Here is a 24,020-nt window from a genome sequence, read left to right on the forward strand (position 1 = left end):
TAATGTTGACAGACTTTACAAACCTGCCAGATGATTCAAGAATTTGGGTTTATCAGGCCAATAGAAAATTAAGCGACGATGAAGTTGCTGAAATCACCGAACTTACAACAGATTTCTTAACCAAATGGACCGCCCACGGTGCAGATTTAGAAGCGGCTGTAGAAATGAAATACAATCGTTTTATTGTACTCGGACTTAACCAAGAAAATGCTTCGGCATCTGGCTGTAGTATTGATGCTTCGGTACATTTTATTCAGTCTCTTCAAGAAAAATTCGATGTAGACTTACTCGATAAGATGAACGTTACCTTTTATTCGGGAGACTATATTGCATACAAACCTTTGGCCGATTTCAGAAAAATGGCAAAAGATAAATCTGTATCAAAAAACACGGTTGTTTTTAACAATCTTGTAAATACAAAAGCCGAATATCTTGAAAATTGGGAAGTTCCCGCTCACGAAAGCTGGCACAGTAGATTTTTATCATAAAAGGATAGTTACTTATGAAGAATTTATTGATCACCCTCGTTTTTGTATTGCTCTCTTTTTCTGCTTTTTCGCAAGATAGAAATCCGTTGATTGTAAAAAAGGATTTTCAAAATCAAAAAAAATGGGTCGATAGCATCTACGATAAAATGACTTTGGAAGAAAAAATGGGCCAACTCTTTATGGTCGATATTTTTTCTAGCGATCCCAAAGCAAAGACCGATAAGATTAAAGACTTAATAACCAATTATCATATTGGCGGAGTTATCTTTTCTAAAGGTGGACCAGTGCGTCAAGCTAAGCTGAACAATGAATTTCAATCACTAGCAAAAGTTCCGCTAATGATTGGTATGGACGCAGAATGGGGGTTGGCAATGCGACTAGATTCTACGTATGCTTTTCCGTGGAATATGACTTTAGGCGCAATAACCGACAATAAAATTGTTGAAAAAATTGGACGTAGAATTGGCGAACAGTCCAAACGTTTGGGAGTTCACATTAACTTTGCACCCGTTGTAGATATAAATACAAACCCAAAAAACCCAATTATCGGGAATCGTTCTTTTGGTGAAGACAAAGAAAACGTTACCGAAAAGGCACTTTCGTTTATGAAAGGGATGCAAAGTGCGGGCATTATGGGCAGCGCCAAACATTTCCCGGGTCACGGAGATACAGATAGCGACAGCCACAAAACACTACCCACAATTGATTTTTCGAGAGAGCGCTTGGATACTTTGGAACTGTACCCTTACAAAAGATTGATAAATGAAGGTCTTAATAGTGTGATGGTTGCACATTTAAACGTTCCCGCATTGGAGATTCAGATGAATTATCCCTCTTCACTTTCATCAAAAGTTGTAACAGATTTGCTTAAAAATGAGCTTGGTTTCAATGGTCTCATTTTTACAGATGCCTTGAATATGAAGGGCGCTTCAAATTTTAAAAAACCTGGTGAGATTGAACTCGCTGCATTCCTTGCAGGAAATGATGTTTTATTGATTCCAGAAGATGTGCCAAAAGCAATGGAGTATCTTATAAATGCTTATAACGCAGAAGTAATAACTGAAAAACGATTGGCTTATTCTATTAAGAAAATACTGTATGCGAAGTATAAAGTTGGTTTAAATCATTACAAACCCGTAAACAAGCACTATTTAATCGAAGATTTAAATTCTGTAAACGATGATGCGCTTTACGAAGAGGCAATGGACAATGCGCTAACGGTGATTAAAAACAAACGCGCCATTCTGCCCATAAAAGATCTTCAAGAAAAAAAGATTGCATATGTAAATTTTGGAGACGCTTCCGGAGAGGTTTTCCTTAATGAATTGAAAAAATATAATGAAGTAGATTGGGTAAAAGCAAGTAGTCTCGATGATTATGTTCAAAAATTGAAAGCGTATAATTATGTAATTATTGGGTTTCATAAAAGTAACGAGAACCCTTGGAAAAGATTTGAATTCTCCGAAAATGAACTCGTTTGGCTTTATGAAATTGCACGCACAAATACAGTCATTTTAGATGTTTTTGCGAGACCGTACGCAATGCTCGATCTAAAAACAACTGCCAATTTTGAAGGCGTTGTAATGTCTTATCAAAATAGTGAAATCTCTCAAAAGCTTTCAGCCCAACTTATTTTCGGTGCGCGTGAAGCAAAAGGTGAACTTCCAGTTTCTTTAGGTGAAGATTTTCCTTTAAATACTAGTTTTAAAACAAAATCCCTACGTAGACTTCAATACGGAACTCCCGAAAGCGTTGGGGTTAATAGCTATAAATTAAGAAAGATAGATTCTCTTGTCAACTTAGGAATTAGGCAAGGAATGTTTCCCGGAGCACAAGTTATGGTTGCTCGAAAAGGAAAGGTAATTTATCAAAAGAGTTTTGGATATAATGAATACGACAAGAAAATTGCTGTAACAGATACAACTATTTACGACTTGGCTTCACTAACAAAAATTACAGCGTCGCTACCACTTGTAATGGAACTTGTGGATAAAAAGGAATTGAGTATAAACACCAAGCTTTCTGAAATGCTTCCGGAGTATAAAAACTCCAATAAAGCAAATGTTACTTTAAAGGAAATGCTTTCGCACTATGCGCGTTTTAAGGCTTGGATTCCGTTTTACCGCAATACAATGAATGCTCAGAAAACAGCTATGTCTTCTGCATATTATTCAGACATTCCAGATAAAGATTTCAATATACAGGTGGCAGAAAAACTTTATATGCGCAGGGATTATATGGATACCATATATAAAACAATTCGCGATAGCGACTTAAATTCCCAATTAGAATATAAATATAGCGATTTACCTTATTATATTTTGAAAAAATATTTCGAACTCAAATATAATAAGCCAATGGATATGATAGTTCAGGAGAACATTTATGAATCTTTAGGCGCTAATTATACCACGTATTTGCCATTGCAAAAATTCTCAAAAGATAATATTCCGCCAACTGAGCAGGATGATGTTTTCAGAAAACAGAAAGTTCAAGGTTATGTTCACGACCAAGGTGCGGCTATGCTTGGTGGCGTAAGTGGTCACGCGGGTTTGTTCAGTAATTCTAATGACGTCGCAAAAATAATGCAAATGTATCTTTGGAAAGGATTTTACGGCGGCACGCGTTATTTTAATCCTGATATTCTAGACCTTTTCAACACTTGCTATTATTGCGACAAAAACGTACGAAGAGGTGTGGGGTTTGATAAACCACAATTGGGTACTTCGGGACCAACTTGTGGCTGTGTATCTATGACAAGTTTTGGACACAGCGGCTTCACTGGGACATTAGCTTGGGCAGATCCAGAAGAAGAAATTGTTTATGTTTTTCTATCGAACAGAACTTTTCCTGATGCAGAAAACCGAAAGTTAATAAGAAGTGATTTGCGTAGTAAAATTCAGGAAGCCATTTATGAAGCAATTGATTATTAAAAATATATAGAAGAGAGCCAGAACCGCTTCGCTACAATACATACGACTAACTTTGATTGAATTGAAATAATATAAACTAAGCAAAGAATCGTCCTGTTTCCCTTTAGTCGTGGTTCGTGGGTCGAAAAAAAACAATTATGAAAATAGCAATAGTATGTTATCCAACCTTCGGGGGGAGCGGAGTAGTAGCCACAGAGCTAGGTTTAGCGCTTGCTGAGCAAGGACACGAGATACATTTTATTACGTACAAACAACCTGTTCGCTTAGAGTTGCTTTCCAAAAACATTCACTTTCATGAAGTTTCTGTCCCGGTCTATCCGCTATTTCATTATCAACCTTACGAGCTAGCACTTTCCAGTAAATTAGTAGATATGGTGAAGCTTCACAAAATTGAAGTGCTTCACGTACATTACGCCATTCCACACGCTTATGCAGGTTATATGGCGAAGAAAATGCTGGAAGAAGACAATATTTTTATTCCCATGGTAACCACCCTTCACGGAACAGATATTACGTTAGTAGGTAACCATCCGTTTTATAAACCAGCAGTTACTTTCAGCATAAATAATAGCGATGTTGTAACTTCTGTTTCAAAAAGTTTAAAGGAAGATACCTTGCATCTTTTCAATATTAAAAAAGAAATTCATGTTGTACCTAATTTTATCGATATTCCGAAGAAAATAAACCCTTATACAGACTGCCAACGCGATTTAATGGCGGCGCCAGATGAGCGTATAATTACGCATGTAAGTAATCTTCGACCTGTAAAACGTGTTAGGGATGTAATTGAGATTTTTGATCGAATTCAACAAAAAATTCCTGCCAAATTAATTATTGTTGGAGAAGGCCCCGAACGTGAAGCCTCTGAAGATCTATGTGCAAAATTGGGAATTGAAGAAAAAGTACTATTCTTAGGAAATAGTAACGAAGTAGATAAGATTTTGTGTTTTACCGATCTGTTTATTCTCCCTTCTGAAAAGGAAAGTTTTGGTCTCGCTGCATTGGAAGCAATGGCTTGCGGAGTTCCTGTAATTTCTAGCAACACAGGTGGGTTGCCTGAAGTAAATATTCACGGTGTTAGCGGATTTTTAAGCGATGTAGGTAATGTAGATGAAATGGCAGAAAATGCTTTAAAGATTTTAGCTACAGATGAAAGTTTAGCGCAATTCAAGAAGCAGGCTATTGAAGCTGCTATGATTTACGACACTAAAAAAATCGTGCCTTTATACGAAAAACTTTATGAGGAAGCTATTCAGAAAACAGCCACTACGAGTTCTTAATAGTTTCGCTTTATAAATTCCATTGCGTTTTCTTTCATTACACGCTGTACAATTGCTTCGGCGGTAATTCTATTGTAGTCTTGCAACATACCTATATTGGATGAAAGGTAATCGTTCGCGTGATTCAGCATTTCTTCTGATAAATCTTTTATATTTTCAACGGTCCAAAGACCATTTATAGGGTTTACTATTCCATCAAAATCGCTTCCTATACTTTGGATACCCCAACAAAATAAGCCATCGTTATCAAGTACTTCGGCAATGTGTTTTACTTGCCTCCAAACCAAAAGTGCCTTTTTTCGCAATTGTTTTCTTTTATTCGGAAAATAGATTTTACTATCTGTAATTGCTTTGGAGCTACCAATGCGTCGCTGATCTAATTGAATTCCAAAAATACCGTTGCTGCGGGCAATTCTAATTAACTCGTCGTCATAAAAGTTTATATCTATATTAGAAAACCAATCTTCATGTTCGGTTATACCCGTTCTATTCCATTGTGCGATAGAATGTTTACCATTACAGGCTGCGTGGCTTGCAATAATAGGAATCTTTTCTGTACTATATTTTGTGTCGAGCAAGTTGTAGTAAGCTTTTCGAGAAGCTGTACTTAAATGCTTTACGTCTATTGGTATTCTTTTATTATCAGTATTGTTTAATAATAAATTAATAGCTTCAATACCCAAATCTGTGAGGCCAGTATTTAAGCCTCGGCTTTGATTCTTCTTTAAAATTCCTATTGAAATACTACTTGCGTGCCCGCAAAGCTCATTGTAAAAATGATGTGCGAGCGTAATAAACATAGGGCGATAGTTCCAATTTTTTATGGCATTAATGTTTCCAATAACTTCGGTTCTACTGGCCATATCTTTATTCATATCTAGCCCAGTATTAAAACTATGGCCGCCTTCAATTGTTAGAATAATATTTATTATTTTTTTGGAATCAGTTTCTTGTGAAAAATTGTTTTCAATATCCTGATAATTTCTTACCAAACGATATGTGAAAATTTTTCCATCAATTTTTTCTACGTGATTGTGAAGCTGTTCATAATATTTATATTCAGAAACTAAATCGGCAAAATAATCATTATTGCTACGAATGTAATCCATTCGCGATTGGCTAATACTAGCAGCAAGATTCACTAAAACATCAGTCACGCCTTTAATTCCGATAACTTCTTTTCCAAAAAAATGTTTTTCAAAAGGATAGAGAGCAACCACAACAACTTTGGCATTTGCTTTCGCAATAGCCGTTAAGTCTGACTGTGTAAATTTTGTAAGTGTAACGATCCTGTTTACAAGCTTCTCTAAGAAATTGGGAGGGCTGTAATGCCAAATGGAATTTTTCCGATTCGGGTCTATAGCGTTTTGCTTTATTGGTTTATACTTAAAGCTTTTGCTATATGATTTTAGTGAGGGATGGCAATGTATATCTACATATTGCTTGTCCATTTTGTCGCATTTTGTTAAGTCATATAAAAGTGCGATAAATATTCGACTAAAAAAACAGGGTTTTTCCTATTTTTTAAAAAGGAAAATGCCCCATGGGAGTGGGGCATTCTGTTAAAACTATGTATTAAAAACTTAAAATTGATAACGAAGTGCCAAACCTACGTCGAAACTAACGTCGTCTCTATAACCTAAGTTGAATTGTGGCCTCATATCTAACGAAATAATAAGTGGAATATCAAAATTATATTCAATACCAATATCTCCAGTTATAAAAGCAAAGGCTTCTGAATCGTCATATCTGTCATCAAATGGGTAATCGTTCTTTTTTGTATCATAATTTACGATACCTACACCTGCTCCTGGACCGGCGTACCAGTTAAATCCTCCATCAATATTCCAAATCCACTGATAGATTCCAACAAGTTTTACTGCATCCCAATGTTTCTCACTGTGAAAAGCTAAACCTAGCTCTAATCTATTGTTATCGCCCAAATGTCTTTGGTAATTTACTTCGGGGCCAAAACCGTCACTTTCGCCAAAACGAAGTCCGATTGCATTTTTAGAAATCTCTTGTGAATTAGCCTGCCACGTGAGTGCAGAGATGATGGTAAATAAAAAAATGACTTTTTTCATGATTTGAGTTTTAGTTAATAATGGTGTAAAAGTATCCGAAATTAGTGTACCCCGTAGTTAAAGCAATGCCAATCTATATCTGCAATATTCGAAAGTTATGTTAAGGAAGTTTTTTACATTTACAGCAGTTACTATGAAAAAACAATTACAGGAATTACAGGAAACTTTTAATGGCGAATTATATACGGATGCTTTACACACCGCCATTTATGCTACAGATGCCTCCGTTTACCGAAAAGTACCATTGGCGGTTTCTTTTCCCAAAGACAGTGAAGCTATTAAGAAACTCATTCGTTTCGCTTCAAAGAATGAAACATCACTCATTCCTCGTGCGGCGGGAACTTCCTTGGCTGGGCAATGTGTTGGGGAGGGTATAATTGTAGATGTTTCAAAACACTTCACCAAAATAATTTCAGTAGATACCGAAAAGCGTACTGTAACGCTTCAACCAGGCGTTATTCGGGATGAATTAAATACATATTTAAAACCGTTCGGCCTTTTCTTCGGCCCAAATACATCTACCAGCAATCGTTGTACGATAGGCGGAATGGTAGGCAATAATAGTAGTGGAACCACATCAATTCAATACGGCGTAACTCGCGATAAGATTTTAAAGTTGAAAACCATACTTTCTAACGGCGAAGAAGTAGTTTTTGAGCCGCAGTCAAAAGATGGCTTTTTAAAAAAAATGGAGCTTAATTCTTTAGAAGGAAAAATTTACAAAACACTTTATGACGAATTAATTTCTGAAGAGTCGCAACAGGAAATTTGGAATGAATTTCCAAAACCTCAAATACACCGAAGAAGCACAGGTTACGCAGTAGATAGTTTGTTAAATACTTCTGTTTTTGGCGAATTCAATGAAGATATAAATATCTGTAAATTGCTTTGCGGAAGCGAGGGAACCCTTGCTTTTACTACTGAAATCACACTTCAATTAGATCCATTGCCGCCACAATTTACCGCAATGGCAGCAACACATTACGAAACACTCGAAGCTTGTTTAAACGATGTTGTGATAGCAATGCAACACAATTTGCACACCTGCGAAATGATGGATAATGTAATTTTAGATTGCACCAAAAAAAGCAAGACTTATGAGCCATATCGCTTTTTTGTGGAGGGAAATCCAAAGGCAATTCTCCTTTTAGAATTGAAGAGTAATTCTGAAGAAGATTTGGATGCTCAAATAGCTTCTTTATTAACCTCACTGAAAAATACCAATTATAGTTATCACAATCCAGTTTTAAGAGGCGAAGAGATAGAAATGGCGTTGGAATTGCGAAAAGCCGGACTAGGACTGCTCGGAAATATGGTAGGCGATCGAAAAGCAGTTGCTTGTATTGAAGATACCGCAGTGGCTTTGGAAGATTTGTCTAATTATATAGCAGAGTTTTCCGCATTAATGAATATGTACAATCAGCAAGCGGTTTATTACGCACACGCTGGCGCTGGGGAGTTGCATTTACGGCCAATCCTGAATTTGAAAGAAAGTGAAGGAGTAGATTATTTCCGGAAAATTACGACCGATGTTGCCAAATTATGTAAAAAATATAGGGGTTCCTTCAGTGGCGAACACGGTGATGGCATAGTAAGAGCCGAGTTTATTCCATTAATGATAGGTGAAAAAAATTATGAAGTATTAAAACGAATAAAAACTGCTTTTGATCCACAAAATATTTTCAATCCTGGAAAGATTGTAAATGCTTTTAAAATGGACGAATCTTTGCGATACGAAGTAGATAGGGCAGAACCAAAGATTGAAACGCTACTAGATTTCGGCGATTCTGGAGGTATCCTTCGGTTGGCAGAAAAATGTAATGGTAGCGGCGATTGTAGAAAAAGTGCAGAAGCAGCTGGAGCTATGTGCCCCAGCTATCACGCTACAAAAAATGAAAAAGATACAACTCGCGCTCGTGCAAACGCATTACGCGAAGTATTGACCAATAATGACGCAGTAAATAAATTCAATTCTAAAGAGTTAAAAGAAGTTTTTGATCTTTGTATAAGTTGCAAAGCCTGCGCCAGTGAATGCCCAAGCAATGTTGACATTAGTACCGCAAAAGCCGAATTTTTATATCAGTACAACAAAGCAAATGGGGTTTCTTTTTCGAATAAATTATTTGGAAAAAGTACGAAACTGAATAAAATGGCTTCAAATTTCCCGAAGCTTTCAAATTGGTTTTTCACAAATAATTTTACTGCTTCAATTATAAAAAATATTGCCGGAGTACACCCAAATCGGTCATTGCCAAAAACATCAATTAAGAGTTTTAGTAGTCATATTCAATTTACTGAAAATCAACGAAATAATGAAATTATTAATAAGCGAGTAGAGTTAAAAAAAGTTCTTCTTTTTGTTGATGAATTCAGCAATTATTTAGACGCTGAAATTGCGTTAGATTCGTATTCACTTCTCACAAGTTTAAATTATAATGTGGTTATAATAGATACTTTGGATAGTGGAAGAGCACTAATTTCTAAAGGGTTTTTAGAAGAAGCGAAAAGGGAAGCCACCAAAAACGTTTCTTTTTTAAAAGATAAAGTTTCAACAGAAGTGCCACTTGTCGGTATTGAACCCTCTGCAATATTGTCTTTTCGCGACGAGTATATTCGGTTGGTCGATGATAAATCTTCTGCGGCCAACATTGCTAAAAACACATTTTTAATAGAAGAGTTTTTAGCTACCGAAATTCAAAATGGAACTATTTCTTCAAGCCAATTCACTTCCGAAGAAAAACAGATTAAAATTCATTCGCACTGTCACCAAAAATCACTGAGTAATCAAAAAGTAACTTTCGATATTTTAAACCTTCCCATAAATTATAAACCAACTATAATTGCATCCGGCTGTTGCGGAATGGCGGGGAGTTTCGGTTATGAAAAGGAGCATTACGACGTGAGTATGAAAATAGGGGAACTGAAACTGTTTCCAGCGGTTCGAAAATCTTCCGAAGACGTAGTTATTTCTGCAAACGGCACTAGTTGTAGACATCAAATTATGGATGGTACGGGAAGGCAGGCTTTACATCCAGTAACTATTCTTAAACATGCGCTTTTAAAATCTTGACGGTTTTACCCAATATCATTTTGCTGCTCCTCCCAAATTATTGACATCCGCTAATGTTAATGCGTCTTCAATCCTAATAGTTATGGTTAGTTTCTTCACATTCTTTTCCCAAATCATTTTTGAATATTTCCACTTGAAAGTTTACATTTGTTGAAAACCAATCTATGGCTGGCAATTCCTTCGGGAAAATTTTTAAATTAACCACCTTCGGCGAGTCGCACGGCCCAGCCATTGGCGGAATTATAGATGGCTGTCCGTCAGGACTTTTATTAAATTTTGACGCTATTAATGCCGAAATGCAACGCCGTAAGCCCGGTCAATCCGCAATCGTTACACAGCGTAAAGAAGAAGATGAAGTAAAATTTCTTTCTGGAATATTCGAAGGAAAAACAACTGGTACGCCCATTGGTTTTACAATTGAAAATACCGACCAAAAAAGCAAAGATTACAGTCATATAAAAGATATTTATAGACCTTCGCACGCCGATTTCACTTACGACAAAAAGTATGGAACCCGTGATTACCGTGGCGGTGGGCGGTCTTCTGCTCGCGAAACTGCTTGTAGAGTAGTGGCCGGAGCGATTGCAAAACAATTGCTAAAAGGCATAAAAATTACCGCCTACGTTTCTTCTGTTGGGGAATTGGAGCTCAAAAAGTCTTATTCTGAAGTTGATTTTTCTGAAATTGAAAAAAATCCAGTTCGTTGTCCTAATGCCGAAATGGCAAAAGAAATGGAAGATTTTATTAAGTCTATCCGAAAACAAGGTGATACAGTGGGAGGCACGGTAAGTTGTGTGATTCAAAATATGCCTATTGGTTTAGGCGAACCAGTTTTCGATAAATTACATGCCGAATTAGGCAAAGCAATGCTTTCAATAAATGCCGTGAAAGGTTTTGAATATGGAAGTGGTTTCGCCGGAACTGCAATGAAAGGCAGTGAGCACAATGATATTTACAAAGCCGACGGAAGTACGAAAACCAATTATAGCGGTGGCATTCAGGGAGGAATAAGCAATGGTGAAGATATTTACTTTAAAGTTGCCTTTAAGCCCGTGGCTACTATAATGCAAAAGCAGGATACAATTGACAGTGCTGGAAATAGCGCCATAGCCGAAGGAAAAGGCCGTCACGACCCTTGTGTTGTTCCGCGCGCCGTCCCCATTGTGGAAGCAATGGCAGCATTAGTAATAGCCGATTTCTGGTTATTAAATAAAATTGCAAAATTTGAAGATTGAAAAGCTTCATGAAAATTAATACACAAATTCTCAAATCTAAAATCTAACGTCTTACATCTAAATATGAAAAAACTAGCGCTACACTGGAAAATAATCATCGGATTGGTTTTGGGAATTATCTGGGCTTTGCTTTCCAGCCAATTTGGATGGAGTGAATTCACAATAGATTGGATTGCACCTTTCGGGACAATTTTCATCAATCTTCTGAAACTTATAGCGGTACCATTGGTTTTGGTATCAATAATTAGTGGCGTAGCAAATATTGGTGATGCCTCGAGTTTAGGAAGATTAGGAGGGAAGACGCTTCTTGCTTATTTATTCACAACACTATTTGCAGTGAGCTTAGGTCTTCTTTTAGTGAATTTAATACAACCAGGCAAACTCATTGACGAACAGAGCAGAATTGATAACCGCATAAGTTATGAAATCTGGGCAGCTTCGGAAGGACGTCAAATAAAAGATGGGATTAATTATTTACAAGAGCCAGAGTTTTTTGAAAGAGCACAAAAAATTACAGATCTTACAAGGGGCGAATTGAAAGATGCTTCTGTAACCGAAAAAATACAGACTGTAGAAAAAACTAAAAAATCTACTCCATTACAGCCTTTGATAGATATTGTGCCTGAAAATTTCTTTTTCTCTTTGTCGAATAATGGGTTAATGCTGCAAATTATTTTCTTCGGAATATTCTTTGGGGTCTGTTTGTTATTGATTCCTAATGAAAAATCCCGTCCTGTCACCACTTTCATGGATAGTACCATGGAAGTATTTATGAAAATGGTCGATTTGGTAATGCAAGCGGCGCCATTTTTTGTTTTCGCTTTATTGGCAGGAGTTGTTAGCAAAATGGCTGGCGATGATGTTGGGAAAGTATATGAAATATTTAAAGGTTTAAGCTGGTATTCGCTAACCGTATTTCTGGGCTTAATGTTGATGATATTTATTATCTATCCACTATTCTTGAAAATTTTTGTAAAAAAAATTCCATATAAAGGGTTTTTCAAAGCAATGGCACCCGCACAAACTTTAGCGTTTTCAACGTCAAGTAGTGCTGCAACACTACCCGTAACTATGGAATGTGTGGAAGAAAATCTTGGTGTCGATAAAAAGATAACCAGTTTTGTTTTGCCTATTGGAGCGACTGTAAATATGGATGGAACCTGCCTTTATCAGGCCGTGGCGGTTGTTTTTCTTGCCCAGCTACATATGATTGACTTAACTTTCGGACAACAACTAACTATTGTATTAACTGCTACATTGGCCTCCATTGGTTCCGCAGCGGTGCCGAGTGCAGGTTTGGTTATGCTAATCATCGTGTTAGAATCTGTTGGCTTAAATCCTGCTTGGATAGCTATCATTTTCCCTGTTGATAGAATTTTAGATATGTTCCGAACCGTAGTTAATGTTACTGGTGATGCTACGGTATGTACTATTATAGCAGATGGCGAAGATATGTTAGACTATGTACCTCACGATAACCCTTCAGAAACATTTGACTTAGATTCTTAATAACACATAAGTACTCTTAATATTATAAATTGTTTTTATACATTAAGCTGATTTACAATTATATATGTAAATTTTTGGCTAAAAAAATATTATTTATTAAATTTGAGTTCTCCCTGGAATAAAACCCAAACTATAAACCTGAGCAAATAACTTCTTAGCTGTGTAAAATACATGGTGATGAAATATTTACTTTTATTCTTCGGGGCTGCATTATTTGTAACCAATAGCTATTGCCAAGTTGGAATTGGCACCACAGAACCTTCTGGGGCCAGTATGCTTGAAATTAGCAGTACTTCAGATGAAGGAATTACCTATGGTGGATTTATGCCTCCACGAGTGCCCGATATCGCCGCTCGAGAAGCAATTAATCCTTCGGTTGAAGATGTGGGGTTGCAAATTTTTGTGATCTCTACCGGGGCACTTCAAGTCTGGAATGGTTCAGCTTGGGAAAATATACATGTTATAAATTCGCTGCCAGTAGAACCTTGGATTAATGAATTCCACTATGACAATACAGGAGCAGATGTTGGAGAGTTTATTGAAATTGCTGGTCCAGCAGGTATAGATTTAGGCAATTATAGAGTTTATCTTTATAATGGATCCAATGGCCTAACAACAGTAAGTGTTTTGCTATCTGGTTTAATCGATAATGAATCTAGTGGATATGGAGCTTTGTCTTTCACACCCTCATCTCTTCAAAATGATATGGAAGGTTTGGCACTTGTAAAAAGATCAAATAATCAGGTTATTCAATTTATAAGTTATGAAGGTTCCTTTACCGCATTAAATGGGCCTGCAAGCGGGATTCTCTCTATCAATATTGGTTTTCAAGAGGATGATCCTGGAACACAAGCGGGTTTTTCATTACAACTTACAGGAACTGGAAATAAATACGACGATTTTAATTGGAATCCTCCTGCAGATGATTCTCCAGGTACTTTAAACATTGGGCAGATTATTAATTAATTATAAAAATCTGCTTTTTAATTCTGGAGTTGGAATCATACAACTTTCCTTTTTCCCAAACCATTTGTAGCGATTTCTGGCTATATAGTCATAAACCGCGTTTCGAATGAATTTTGGAACTATCATAACCCCAAAAAGTAAGGGGTAAGCACCCGAAAGATTTGCTGAAATATAAAGTGCAGCCGAAGCTTTTTCATAATATTTATCGCCATCAATGAGTATGATGGAATCAACTTTTGAAGTGTCGATTTTAAATTTTGAAGTCAACTCTTGTCCAATTTCACTTTGTAATGCAGCAAATTTGAAGGTATTTTTAGGGTCACGTTTAATAATAAAATTGACGGCGCCATTGCAAAGATTGCAAACACCATCGAACAAAATGATTTTATGACTATTGGTTTTATTCAAGAATAATTATTTGAGTGAACAGTGAAAATGCTAATTGGAACTGAATACAACTACTTTATTAAACTTTCTCAAGCTCAGATAAACTCACATTAGTGGTGAATATTCCGTAATTTACAAATGCCTTATTTTTTTCAATAGTGTCTATCGTGCCAATTGCCTTACCATCTATCATTCGCACTCTGTCGCCAATTTTGAGTGTAACTTTCGGTTTTGGCGGTGGTAATCGTTTCGCTTTTTCCTTTTCTTCTTTTTTGCGTTCCCTAATTACTTCAACCTTTTGCTCAACTTCTTTTATTATCTCTTTTTCCTTCGCTTTTACGGCTTTTTTCACCTTTGGCGCCAACTTTTTTCGCTTGCTATTTTCAACCATAACCAGCTTCATCATTTCATCAATCAATTGCTTTTTCTGCTTATTGTTGAAATATTTCTCCGAAAGCATATCTATTTTCTTCCCTAAACTAATTAGTTTTTGGTTAGAGTCGAACAATTCCTGATAGCTTTCCAGTTTTTCCTGCACGCGGGCGTTTACCTCTTCTAGCTGTTTACCCTCTATACGCGCCTTTTGTTCTTCAGATTTAAGCGATTCTGAAGTTTTCCGCAAATTAGAACGTTCTTTTTGAAGATTGGCAATGGTTTTGTCAAAACGTATTTTGCCACGTTCTATCTTTTTCTTTGCTCTATTAATAAGACTATATGGAATACCGTTTTTCTGCGCCACTTCAAACGTATAACTACTTCCTGCTTCACCTAAATGAAGCGAATAAAGTGGTTCTAAAGATTTATTGTCGAACTGCATATTGGCGTTAATAGCGTCTGGAAGTTCGTTTGCCAAGAGCTTTAAGTTGGTATAATGTGTTGTTATTATTCCAAATGCTTCACGTTCATAAAAGACCTCCAAAAAAGTTTCAGCCAAAGCGCCACCCAGTTCGGGATCGCTTCCAGTTCCAAATTCATCTATCAAAAAAAGTGTTTTATTGTCACACTTTTTCAGAAATTGATTCATCTTTTTTAATCGGTAACTATATGTACTAAGGTGGTTTTCGATGGATTGGTTATCGCCAATATCGGTTAAAACCCTTTTAAAATAGCACATTTCACTTTGTGGTTCGGCTGGAATCAACATTCCACTTTGTAGCATTACCTGCAAAAGTCCGACAGTTTTGAGTGTGATACTTTTTCCACCAGCATTTGGCCCAGAAATTACGATAATTCGTTTATCGGGAACCAGTTCAATACTTTGCGGAAATGTCTTTTCCTTTCTTTTATTGTTAGAAACCAACAAAAGTGGATGGAAAGCATTTTGCAGCAAAATCCTTTTTTCTGAAGTAAGAATCGGTAAAATACCGTTTATTTTCAGTGCATATTTTGCTTTGGCGTAAAGCACATCCATTGCAATTAAATATTCCTGATAGCTCTCCAAAAGAGCGGCGTGTGGTCGTACAAATTCGGTTAATGCTTTTAAAATTCGCTTAATTTCTTCATCTTCTTCATAAAGCAAATTACTAAGTTCATTAGCATAATCAAGGGTTTCCTGAGGTTCTATATAAACGATGCTTCCCGTTTTTGAACTGCCCATAACCGCGCCTTTCACTTTTTTTCGGTGCATAGCTTTTACTGCTAATACCCGCCGGTTATCTACTACAGATTCGCGTATTTCGTCTAAATAATCATTTTGAGAATATTGTGAAAGTGCTTTTGTAAAAGAAGAATTTATCTTTCCTTTTACAACATTCAATCTTCTGCGAATCGTGCCGAGTTCATTTGAAGCCTCGTCCTTTATCTCGCCGTATTTATCAACCCTTTTATTTATTTCTTCGGAAATAAGTGTAGTGTAGTTTACATCCTGCGAAAAGGAATTTAAATGAATGTAGAATTCTTCAAATTTTTTAAAGAATTTAAGCAACATTTTAGTGGTTTCCGAAATAGAAAGAATCTTTCGAAAGCCTGAAATCTCCAACGTACTGTTTTCAATATCCAGCAAACGAAGTTCCCGAAAAATTGGTTCGAAACCGTGGTTCGGAATTCGAATATCTCCTTCAAAAGAAGCGGTAAACTCTTTTACGCGTTGCAGTTCGGGTTCAATTTCGTCAAAATCCCGAAAGGGTATTATGGCTAAAATATTTTCTCGTCCTGGTTCAGTAACACAAAATTCCGATACTTGCCGCAGCACAGAGGGGAATTCTAGGTCTTCTAAAGTTTTATTGTCAATACGGGCTTTCCGCTTTATTTCCATTAATTTTACGTTTTCAGCAATCCTACAAAAGTAACAATAATGGAGGTAACAATCGAGCCCGCATGGAAGGCGATTTTACAGAAAGAATTTGAAAAACCGTATTTAAATAATTTAATTGAATTTGTAAAATCAGAATATAGTTCTTCCCAATGTTTTCCACCAGAATCTGAGATTTTTTCAGCATTTAATCACGCGCCGTTTAATAAAGTTAAAGTCGTAATAATAGGGCAGGACCCATATCATGGACCGGGACAAGCACACGGTTTGTGTTTTTCGGTTGGTGAAAATGTTGCTGTTCCTCCTTCATTGAAAAATATTTTTGAAGAAATTCGAACCGATTTAGGGATAGCAATTCCACAAAACGGAAATTTGGAACGTTGGGCAAATCAAGGGGTTTTAATGCTTAATGCAACTTTAACGGTAAAAGCACATAATGCCGGAAGTCATCAAAGAAAAGGTTGGGAAAAGTTTACAGATGCCGTTATTGAAAAGCTTTCAGAAGAAAGAGAAGGATTGGTATTTTTACTTTGGGGAGGTCCAGCAAAGAAAAAAGGAGCGAAGATTGATACTTCAAAACATTTGGTTTTAACTAGTGGTCATCCTTCGCCATTAGCCGCAAATAGAGGCTATTGGTTTGGAAACAAACACTTCAGTAAAACAAATGTATATTTAAGTGAAATTGGTAAAACGCCAATTAATTGGTGATAAGAAACTGATAATGAAAGATAAGAAATGGGGATTATTTCTTATTCTTCTTCTGGTACTTCGGACTCTGTAGCATCGTTACAGCTAAACTGCAACAACAAAAAGTTTGTGACTAACAACGCCCCCAGAACGATTAAAAAAGTAGTCATAATAATGGTTTTTATATTAAGTAGATGCAACATCAACAATGGGGTTGCGTAATTTTTAAGAAAATTTTTAGAAATTATGTAAAATGCTGGTTTCCTGAATTTTATTATTAATTAAATCCAGCTCTACTAGTTTTTGTTGAATGTTTTCTAGCTCTTTTGAAGTTAATTGACGGTCGCTCCAGTCTGTTAATGATAACCATTCACGTACATCTTTAATTTTTTGTCCGTAACGTTTGGCTATCATTTTATCAACATCTGGAAATTCTTTAAAATTGGTGGTTATACTATTTATAACTTTCAAAATAGATTTTACACTCGCTGCTTCATTTTCCAAAACATCATTTCTTACAGCAATTACAAAACTGGGCCAAGGAGTAGGGGATTCGCCAATTAAGCGGAAAGTACCATTGTCTACGTGGGGTTTGGTCATAAACTTTTCCCACATAAAATAGTCGCCGTTTCCTTTTGGAAGTCCTTCCAAAGCGCCTTCTAAATCTTGAATTACTTTAAACCGCAAATCACTTTTTAAATCCCATTCGTGATTTTCTGCATTTACAAAAGCCATTAAATGCGAACCAGAACCGAAACGGCTGATGGCTGCATTTGTTCCTTTTAAATCGCCAACTTCTTCAAAATCTGAAGCTGCAGCAACGTGAATTCCCCATAATAATGGTGATTTCACAAAAACCTGAACTATCTTAGAATCGTTGCCTTTTATGATATCGCGAACCATTCCTTCGGTAAGAATTACGGCCATATCAATTTCTTTTTCGCGAAGGGCACGGGCCATTTGGCCAGTTCCGCCGGGATAATCTCTCCAACGAAGATTAATTCCTTCTTTTTGAAATTCTTTATCGCGAAGCGCGATATACCAAGGTAAGTTAAAGTGTTCCGGCACACCGCCGATTAAAAAGTTTTTCATTCCGTAATTTTTCCGAGCGTATATTGAATAAGTGCTTCAATTGTTTTGGATACATCTTTACTAAAAGTTCCCGAAGCGCGATTAGCAATGATAGCATTCATTGAAACTGCACGGTGACCTAAAAGTTTTGCCATTCCGTACATTGTGGCAGTTTCCATTTCCAGATTGGTTATTTTTTTCTTTTTATAGCGAAAAGTGGTGAGCTTTTCATTTAAGTTTTCATCTTTCAATTTTGCGCGAAGCACACGACCTTGTGGCCCATAAAACCCAACATTTGTAATAGTAATTCCCTGAGTGATTTTTCCTGCCTGACCGCCGTTTGTATTGGAAGTGAATTTTTTCAGCAAAGTTGCATCTGCTTCCACAGCATACGGAACGGAATTATCGGGGTTCCATTGGGTGTGGTCTATAAATGATTGTGCAAAATCGCGATTGAATATTTTATCGGTTTTGTCGTAATAATGCATTACGTTGTCTAAACCAATACCTAAAGCACTTACTAAAAAACTATCAACTTCTATTTCGGGAGTTAGGCCTCCTGAGGTTCCAATTCTAATAATATCGAGCGATGTAAGCTTTTTCTTTATCTGGCGCTTTTCAAAATCTATATTTACCAAAGCATCGAGTTCGTTAAAAACGATATCAATATTATCGGGCCCAATTCCGGTGGAAATTACGCTAATGCGTTTGCCTTTATAAGTTCCTGTGTGCGTTTTAAATTCGCGATGCTCTGCTTTGACCTCAATAGTGTCAAAATATTTTGAAACCGTTTCTACCCGCCCTGGATCGCCAACAGTAATTATTGTGTTTGCCAATTGTGAGGGCGCAAGATCTAAATGATAGATTTTGCCATCTGGCGTTAATATAAGTTCGCTGGGTTGTAAAATATTTGGATTCAAATTTATGGTGTCAAATTAAGTTTAAATGTTGTGGAGTTTAAAAGTTTAGCGCTTTAAAACGAAATTTTTCTTCGATTAGTCGTCAAGATTTAAGGTTTTTTAAAATGCTGACTATTGCCACTATTATCAACCTCCAACTCGTTTCACTTTAAATCCTTTATCCTTTAAAAATTGCATAATCTTATCGCGAAAATCTCCTTGAATAATGATTTGTTCATTCTTAAAACTTCCGCCAACGCTTAGGAGTTGCTTTATTTCTTTTGCAAGTATTTTAAAATCACTATCGGCTCCCGTGTAACCTTCTATAATTGTAATTGGCTTTCCTTTACGTTTTTCATATTTACAAATCAACGGATCGTCCTGTAGCCACAATGTATGTTCCTCCGTTGTTTCAGGGACATCTTTTGGTTCGTGGTCGGGAAATAAATTTTTTAATTGATTTTCTAAAGAATTCAATGTATTATTTTTAAGGGTTGTGATTTCGGCTACGCTCAATCACCGAATTGGTCCTTGAGCGGAGTCGAAGGTTTACTTTTTAATAAGTCCTATTTCCACCAAACGCTGGTGCAAAAATTCGCCTGCAGTAATGTCTTCGTAGGCTTTTTCATTATTTTCATCAATACATTCAGGCAAACAATTTAATTTCATATCGCTGCGTGGGTGCATAAAGAAAGGAATAGAATAGCGTGGGCTTCCCCATTCATCACGTGGCGGATTTACAACACGGTGAATAGTAGAACGCAATTTATTGTTGGTTAGCCTTTCAAGCATATCGCCAACATTAATAACAAGTTCGTCTTCATTCGGAATTGCGTCAATCCATTCGCCATCTTTGCGCAAAACCTGCAAGCCGCCGGCTGAAGCACCCATTAACAAAGTAATTAAATTTATATCTCCGTGAGCACCTGCGCGCATAGCTCCTTTAGGCTCACTTGTGATAGGAGGATAGTGAATAGGACGTAAAATACTGTTACCGTTTGTTGCCCAATGGTCAAAATAAAATTCGTCTAAACCAATATAAAGCGCCAATGCACGAAGTACATAAATACCAGTTTTTTCAAGCATTCTGTAGGCTTCCATTCCGGTGTGGTTAAAGTCTAAAAGTTCTTTAACCTGTATGTTTTCTGGATACTTTTCTGAAAGATTTGCATCTTCCGCAGGCTCTTGTCCAAAATGCCAAAACTCTTTTAAATCGCCTTCTTTCTTGCCTTTAGCGTGCTCTTTTCCGAAGGAAACATAACCACGTTGCCCACCAAGGCCTTCAATTTCATAGCTTTCTTTAGTTTCAACAGGAAGCGCGAAAAAGCCTTTTATTTCTTTATATAATTCTTCAACCAATTGATCGCTGAGAAAATGATTTTTAAGCGAAACAAAGCCTATTTCTTCGTAAGCTTTACCTATTTCATTTACAAATTTTTGCTTTCTTTTGGGATCTTCAGATAGAAAATCGGCCAAATCTACACTAGGTATATTGTTCATAACAAAATATTTTTAGGCTACAAAGATACCAAATTGTAAAACTTTAACCGAAGATAAAATTTGCTTTAATAATCCGTATTACAAAGGGTTTTTTTCTACTTTTGAACTTGCAAAAAATTAATGATGAAACCAGAAACCACCCCCCATATTTTCTTCGACTATAATAGAAATGATATTGATGACGCTACATTGCTAAAATTATACCGAGGTATGTTGAAGCCGAGGCTAATAGAAGAAAAAATGCTAATTCTATTACGCCAAGGAAAAGTTTCGAAATGGTTTAGCGGAATAGGGCAGGAAGCAATTTCAGTTGGCCTAACGTCTGTTTTGGATAATGACGAATACATTTTGCCAATGCATAGAAACCTTGCGATTTTCACTATGCGCGATATTCCGCTGCACCGATTGTTTTCGCAATGGCAGGGTAAAGCGAATGGTTTTACAAAAGGTCGCGACCGGAGTTTTCACTTTGGAACGCAGGAATTTCATATTATAGGAATGATTTCACACCTAGGCCCACAGTTTGGCGTGGCTGATGGAATTGCTTTGGGAAATAAACTAAAAGAAAACAATAAAGTTTGTGCTGTATTCACGGGTGAAGGCGGAACTAGCGAAGGCGATATTCATGAAGCGTTGAATGTTGCTTCAGTTTGGCAACTTCCAGTTCTTTTTTGTGTTGAAAATAACGGCTACGGGCTCTCAACCCCAACTAATGAGCAATATAATTGCGAACACATTGCAGATCGTGGCAAGGGCTACGGGATGGAATCTCATATTATTGAAGGAAACGATATTTTAGAAGTTTATACCAAACTTAAGGACTTAGTTGAAAGCATGCGCACTAATCCGCGTCCTGTTTTGTTAGAATTCAAGACTTTTAGAATGCGAGGTCACGAGGAGGCGAGTGGTACAAAATACGTTCCTACAGATTTAATAGATGAATGGGGTTTACGCGATCCGCTTTTAAATTTCGAAAGCTATTTATTAAATGAAGGCTTACTTTCTGAAGAAAAAATTGAGGAGTTCAAAAAGGAATTTAAGCATGAAATAGATGAAAATCTGGAGATTGCATTTGCTGAGCCAGTAGTTGAATTTAATGAAGCCAATGAATTAAATGACGTCTATAAATCATTTGAATATCAGGAAGTTGCTGAAATTTCAGAAAATGAAAATATTCGGTTAATTGATGCTATTTCACAAGGTTTAAAGCAATCTATGGAACGCCACGATAACCTTATTATTATGGGTCAAGATGTGGCAGAATACGGCGGGGTATTTAAAATTACGGAAGGTTTTGTAGAGCAATTCGGAAAAGAACGCGTTCGAAATACACCTATATGTGAGTCTGCAATAGTTTCGGCAGCAATGGGACTTTCTATTAATGGTTATAAAACTGTAGTAGAAATGCAGTTTGCAGATTTTGTTACTTCGGGTTTTAACCCAATTATTAATCATTTAGCCAAAAGCTATTACCGTTGGAACGAAAAAGCAGATGTAGTAGTACGTATGCCTTGCGGGGCGGGAGTTGGTGCTGGACCTTTCCACAGTCAAACTAATGAGGCTTGGTTTACACACACTCCGGGATTAAAGGTTGTTTACCCAGCTTTCCCTTATGACGCTAAAGGATTATTAGCCACTAGTATTGAGGATCCAAATCCGGTATTGTTTTTTGAGCATAAAGCACTATATAGAAGCATTCGCCAAGACGTGCCTACAGATTATTTTACTTTACCGCTTGGTAAAGCTTCACTTTTAAAAGAAGGTAAAGACGTTACTATCGTGTCTTATGGCGCTGGCGTGCATTGGGCTTTAGAAACTTTAGATCAATTGCCAGAAGTTAGTGCAGATCTTATAGATTTAAGAACATTAATGCCTTTAGACACAGAAGCAATATATAAGTCTGTAAATAAAACAGGAAAATTAATTATTCTTCAAGAGGACTCAATATTCGGGAGTATAGCTTCAGATATCTCGGCATTAGTAATGGAAAATTGCTTCGAAAATTTAGACGCTCCTGTAAAAAGAGTAGGTAGTTTAGAGACACCAATTCCATTTGCAGCAAAGTTAGAAGCAGGCTATCTTCCTAAAGAAAAATTCAAACAAAACCTATTAGATTTATTGTCTTACTAATAATTTAACACTGGTTGTTAAACTTTAGATAAAGACTTAACAAACGTTAAAATTCTTAGCTACTTTAGTACCATACTAATCATTAAAACCATTATTATGTTACGTTGGATCGTTATTTTTCTAGTAATTGCGCTGGTTGCAGCAGTTTTTGGATTTGGAGGCATCGCAGAAGGTGCAGCTGATATTGCAAAAATCATTTTTTACATTTTTATCGTTCTTTTAGTAATATCCTTACTATCCCGATTATTCAGAAGATAATCGAAATTTAACCAATTAAAAAAATCTTATTTATGAAAAAACTCCTCATTTTGGCTGTTATTGTAGCCACAACATTCGCTTGCGGTACGCCAAAGACCGTTCAAGAATCACGAAAAGTTATTAAAGGATATTGGTCTTTAGACAATATTTCCTACGACTCTTCAGGAACATTTAATGTTACTTTGTTCAACGATACTTCTGTGGAATGCATGGAAGGTAGCTCTTGGAGATTTATACCTAATAATAATACAGGTAATTACACTATTGACAATACAAATTGCCCTACAGGTGAACGAAATTTCATCTTTACTATTCAAGAAATGGATCCTGCATCTGGACTCTATGATTTTCTGTTAAAACCAACAAACGTAAAAGGAAAATCTGAAACGAACGCGGGTTATAGACTTCGTTTGGCTCAGTTAAACGAATCTTCAATGCGTTGGGAACAAACAGTAAATTTGGATGGTAAGCCTTTTAAAATAAACATGAACTTTTCTAAAATTCAAGAATAATTATGAAAACATTTAAACAAATTACATTAGTTGCATTAGCTCTTACAATGGTTATTAGTTTAGCCAGCTGCGAAGCAACCAAAAATGCAAATAATAAACAGAAAGGTGCCGTAATTGGTGCTGCTGGTGGTGCCGTATTAGGTGCTATACTTGGTAACAATATTGGCAAAGGTGGCAATGGAGAAATTGGCGCTGTAATTGGCGGTGTTGTTGGTGGTGGTGCTGGAGTATTAATAGGTGCCAAAATGGACAAACAAGCTCAAAAGATTGAGCAAGAAATTCCAGGTGCTCAGGTAGAGCGAGTGGACGATGGTATTGTTGTAACTTTTGACGAGAATAGTGGTGTTTATTTCGACACAGCTAAATACAATGTTAACGCTAATTCACAAGCATTGTTAGATAAACTAGCTGGCGTACTTAAAGAGTATCCTGATACCAATGTACTAGTTGTAGGTCATACAGATAGTGTAGGGGCAGATGAAATGAATATGACGCTTTCGAAAAACAGAGCGCAGTCTGTAACAAATTACTTTGTACAATCTAAAGGGCTTAGCTCAGGAAGATTTACCACGAATTGGTTTGGTGAAACAGCTCCAGTAGCAGATAATACAACTGCCGAAGGACGTGCAAAAAACCGTCGTGTAAATCTTGCAATCGTTCCTAATGAAAAAATGAAACAAGACGCACAGAAAGAAGCTGGCGAATAATAGCAATATTAAATTTTAAGAATCCCGCACCACTTTTGGGCGGGATTTTTTTT

21 protein-coding genes are annotated in these 24,020 nt (G+C 36.6%); 12 read left to right on the forward strand and 9 right to left on the reverse strand.

Translation table 11 applies throughout. The features are described 5' to 3' along the window. Positions 1 to 2 precede the first annotated feature (2 nt). The 3 genes from AC3RVG_RS03130 (at position 3) to bshA (ending at position 4,701) form a co-directional block, all read left to right on the forward strand. On the forward strand, positions 3 to 488 hold the full coding sequence (locus AC3RVG_RS03130; RefSeq protein WP_489689973.1) for an ABC transporter ATPase: 486 nt from the start codon (positions 3 to 5) through the stop codon (positions 486 to 488). A gap of 14 nt (positions 489 to 502) precedes the next feature. Then, the gene (locus AC3RVG_RS03135; protein ID WP_489689974.1) at positions 503 to 3,421 is read left to right on the forward strand and encodes a serine hydrolase domain-containing protein; all 2,919 of its coding nucleotides are present in this window, start codon (positions 503 to 505) and stop codon (positions 3,419 to 3,421) included. Positions 3,422 to 3,558: 137 nt separating this feature from the next. After that, a complete protein-coding gene (gene bshA / locus AC3RVG_RS03140) occupies positions 3,559 to 4,701 on the forward strand; it encodes an N-acetyl-alpha-D-glucosaminyl L-malate synthase BshA (protein WP_489689975.1) in 1,143 nt (380 codons plus the stop codon). Here the strand turns inward: bshA and AC3RVG_RS03145 are convergent. Both AC3RVG_RS03145 and AC3RVG_RS03150 read right to left on the reverse strand, forming a co-directional pair. Further along, the gene (locus AC3RVG_RS03145) at positions 4,698 to 6,152 is read right to left on the reverse strand and encodes a membrane dipeptidase (protein ID WP_489689976.1); all 1,455 of its coding nucleotides are present in this window, start codon (positions 6,150 to 6,152) and stop codon (positions 4,698 to 4,700) included. The two genes, bshA and AC3RVG_RS03145, sit on opposite strands and share 4 nt — an antisense overlap. Before the next feature lie 132 nt (positions 6,153 to 6,284). Beyond that, positions 6,285 to 6,785 carry a hypothetical protein gene (locus AC3RVG_RS03150; RefSeq protein WP_489689977.1) on the reverse strand — a complete coding sequence of 167 codons (501 nt, stop codon included), beginning with the start codon at positions 6,783 to 6,785 and terminating at the stop codon, positions 6,285 to 6,287. Between the two features lie 133 nt (positions 6,786 to 6,918). Between AC3RVG_RS03150 and AC3RVG_RS03155 the strand changes: the two genes are divergently transcribed. The 4 genes from AC3RVG_RS03155 to AC3RVG_RS03170 all read left to right on the forward strand — a co-directional run bounded on the left by AC3RVG_RS03155 (position 6,919) and on the right by AC3RVG_RS03170 (position 13,565). Next, entirely contained in the window at positions 6,919 to 9,855 is a 2,937-nt protein-coding gene (locus AC3RVG_RS03155; RefSeq protein WP_489689978.1) for an FAD-binding and (Fe-S)-binding domain-containing protein, read from the forward strand. Positions 9,856 to 10,019: 164 nt separating this feature from the next. Continuing rightward, a complete protein-coding gene (aroC, locus tag AC3RVG_RS03160) occupies positions 10,020 to 11,090 on the forward strand; it encodes a chorismate synthase (RefSeq protein WP_489689979.1) in 1,071 nt (356 codons plus the stop codon). Between the two features lie 63 nt (positions 11,091 to 11,153). Beyond that, positions 11,154 to 12,599 (forward strand): dicarboxylate/amino acid:cation symporter, encoded by a 1,446-nt coding sequence (locus AC3RVG_RS03165; protein WP_489689980.1) that lies wholly within the window; start codon positions 11,154 to 11,156, stop codon positions 12,597 to 12,599. A gap of 177 nt (positions 12,600 to 12,776) precedes the next feature. Next, a complete protein-coding gene (locus AC3RVG_RS03170; protein ID WP_489689981.1) occupies positions 12,777 to 13,565 on the forward strand; it encodes a hypothetical protein in 789 nt (262 codons plus the stop codon). On the opposite strand, the gene AC3RVG_RS03175 is transcribed toward AC3RVG_RS03170, so the two are convergent. Both AC3RVG_RS03175 and AC3RVG_RS03180 read right to left on the reverse strand, forming a co-directional pair. Continuing rightward, positions 13,566 to 13,973, reverse strand: coding sequence for a thiol-disulfide oxidoreductase DCC family protein (locus AC3RVG_RS03175; protein ID WP_489689982.1), 408 nt, complete (start codon positions 13,971 to 13,973; stop codon positions 13,566 to 13,568). Positions 13,974 to 14,031: 58 nt separating this feature from the next. Next, complete coding sequence (locus AC3RVG_RS03180; RefSeq protein WP_489689983.1) at positions 14,032 to 16,206, reverse strand: endonuclease MutS2; 2,175 nt, start codon at positions 16,204 to 16,206, stop codon at positions 14,032 to 14,034. A 39-nt stretch (positions 16,207 to 16,245) separates the two neighbouring features. Here AC3RVG_RS03180 and ung point away from each other — a divergent pair, with 39 nt between their 5' ends. Then, on the forward strand, positions 16,246 to 16,911 hold the full coding sequence (ung, locus tag AC3RVG_RS03185) for a uracil-DNA glycosylase (RefSeq protein WP_489689984.1): 666 nt from the start codon (positions 16,246 to 16,248) through the stop codon (positions 16,909 to 16,911). A gap of 41 nt (positions 16,912 to 16,952) precedes the next feature. Here the strand turns inward: ung and AC3RVG_RS03190 are convergent, their stop codons facing one another. The 5 genes from AC3RVG_RS03190 to AC3RVG_RS03210 form a co-directional block, all read right to left on the reverse strand. After that, the gene (locus tag AC3RVG_RS03190) at positions 16,953 to 17,093 is read right to left on the reverse strand and encodes a hypothetical protein (protein WP_489689985.1); all 141 of its coding nucleotides are present in this window, start codon (positions 17,091 to 17,093) and stop codon (positions 16,953 to 16,955) included. A 34-nt stretch (positions 17,094 to 17,127) separates the two neighbouring features. Continuing rightward, entirely contained in the window at positions 17,128 to 17,982 is an 855-nt protein-coding gene (locus AC3RVG_RS03195; RefSeq protein ID WP_489689986.1) for a substrate-binding domain-containing protein, read from the reverse strand. After that, positions 17,979 to 18,881 carry a nucleoside phosphorylase gene (locus AC3RVG_RS03200; protein WP_489689987.1) on the reverse strand — a complete coding sequence of 301 codons (903 nt, stop codon included), beginning with the start codon at positions 18,879 to 18,881 and terminating at the stop codon, positions 17,979 to 17,981. Before AC3RVG_RS03200 ends, AC3RVG_RS03195 begins: the two co-directional genes overlap by 4 nt. Before the next feature lie 126 nt (positions 18,882 to 19,007). Further along, positions 19,008 to 19,337 (reverse strand): translation initiation factor, encoded by a 330-nt coding sequence (locus AC3RVG_RS03205; protein ID WP_489689988.1) that lies wholly within the window; start codon positions 19,335 to 19,337, stop codon positions 19,008 to 19,010. 72 nt (positions 19,338 to 19,409) lie between these two features. Next, entirely contained in the window at positions 19,410 to 20,360 is a 951-nt protein-coding gene (locus AC3RVG_RS03210; RefSeq protein WP_489689989.1) for an isopenicillin N synthase family dioxygenase, read from the reverse strand. Between the two features lie 120 nt (positions 20,361 to 20,480). Between AC3RVG_RS03210 and AC3RVG_RS03215 the strand changes: the two genes are divergently transcribed. The 4 genes from AC3RVG_RS03215 (at position 20,481) to AC3RVG_RS03230 (ending at position 23,967) form a co-directional block, all read left to right on the forward strand. Beyond that, positions 20,481 to 22,490: an alpha-ketoacid dehydrogenase subunit alpha/beta gene (locus AC3RVG_RS03215; RefSeq protein ID WP_489689990.1), complete on the forward strand. Its 2,010-nt coding sequence runs from the start codon at positions 20,481 to 20,483 to the stop codon at positions 22,488 to 22,490. 96 nt (positions 22,491 to 22,586) lie between these two features. Continuing rightward, the gene (locus AC3RVG_RS03220; protein WP_489689991.1) at positions 22,587 to 22,748 is read left to right on the forward strand and encodes a DUF1328 domain-containing protein; all 162 of its coding nucleotides are present in this window, start codon (positions 22,587 to 22,589) and stop codon (positions 22,746 to 22,748) included. Positions 22,749 to 22,780: 32 nt separating this feature from the next. After that, the gene (locus tag AC3RVG_RS03225) at positions 22,781 to 23,260 is read left to right on the forward strand and encodes a lipocalin family protein (RefSeq protein WP_489689992.1); all 480 of its coding nucleotides are present in this window, start codon (positions 22,781 to 22,783) and stop codon (positions 23,258 to 23,260) included. 2 nt (positions 23,261 to 23,262) lie between these two features. Continuing rightward, entirely contained in the window at positions 23,263 to 23,967 is a 705-nt protein-coding gene (locus AC3RVG_RS03230; RefSeq protein ID WP_489689993.1) for a YiaD family glycine zipper/OmpA-like lipoprotein, read from the forward strand. Positions 23,968 to 24,020 lie beyond the last annotated feature (53 nt).

The sequence above is a fragment of the Aequorivita sp. IT1282 genome (assembly GCF_058068205.1).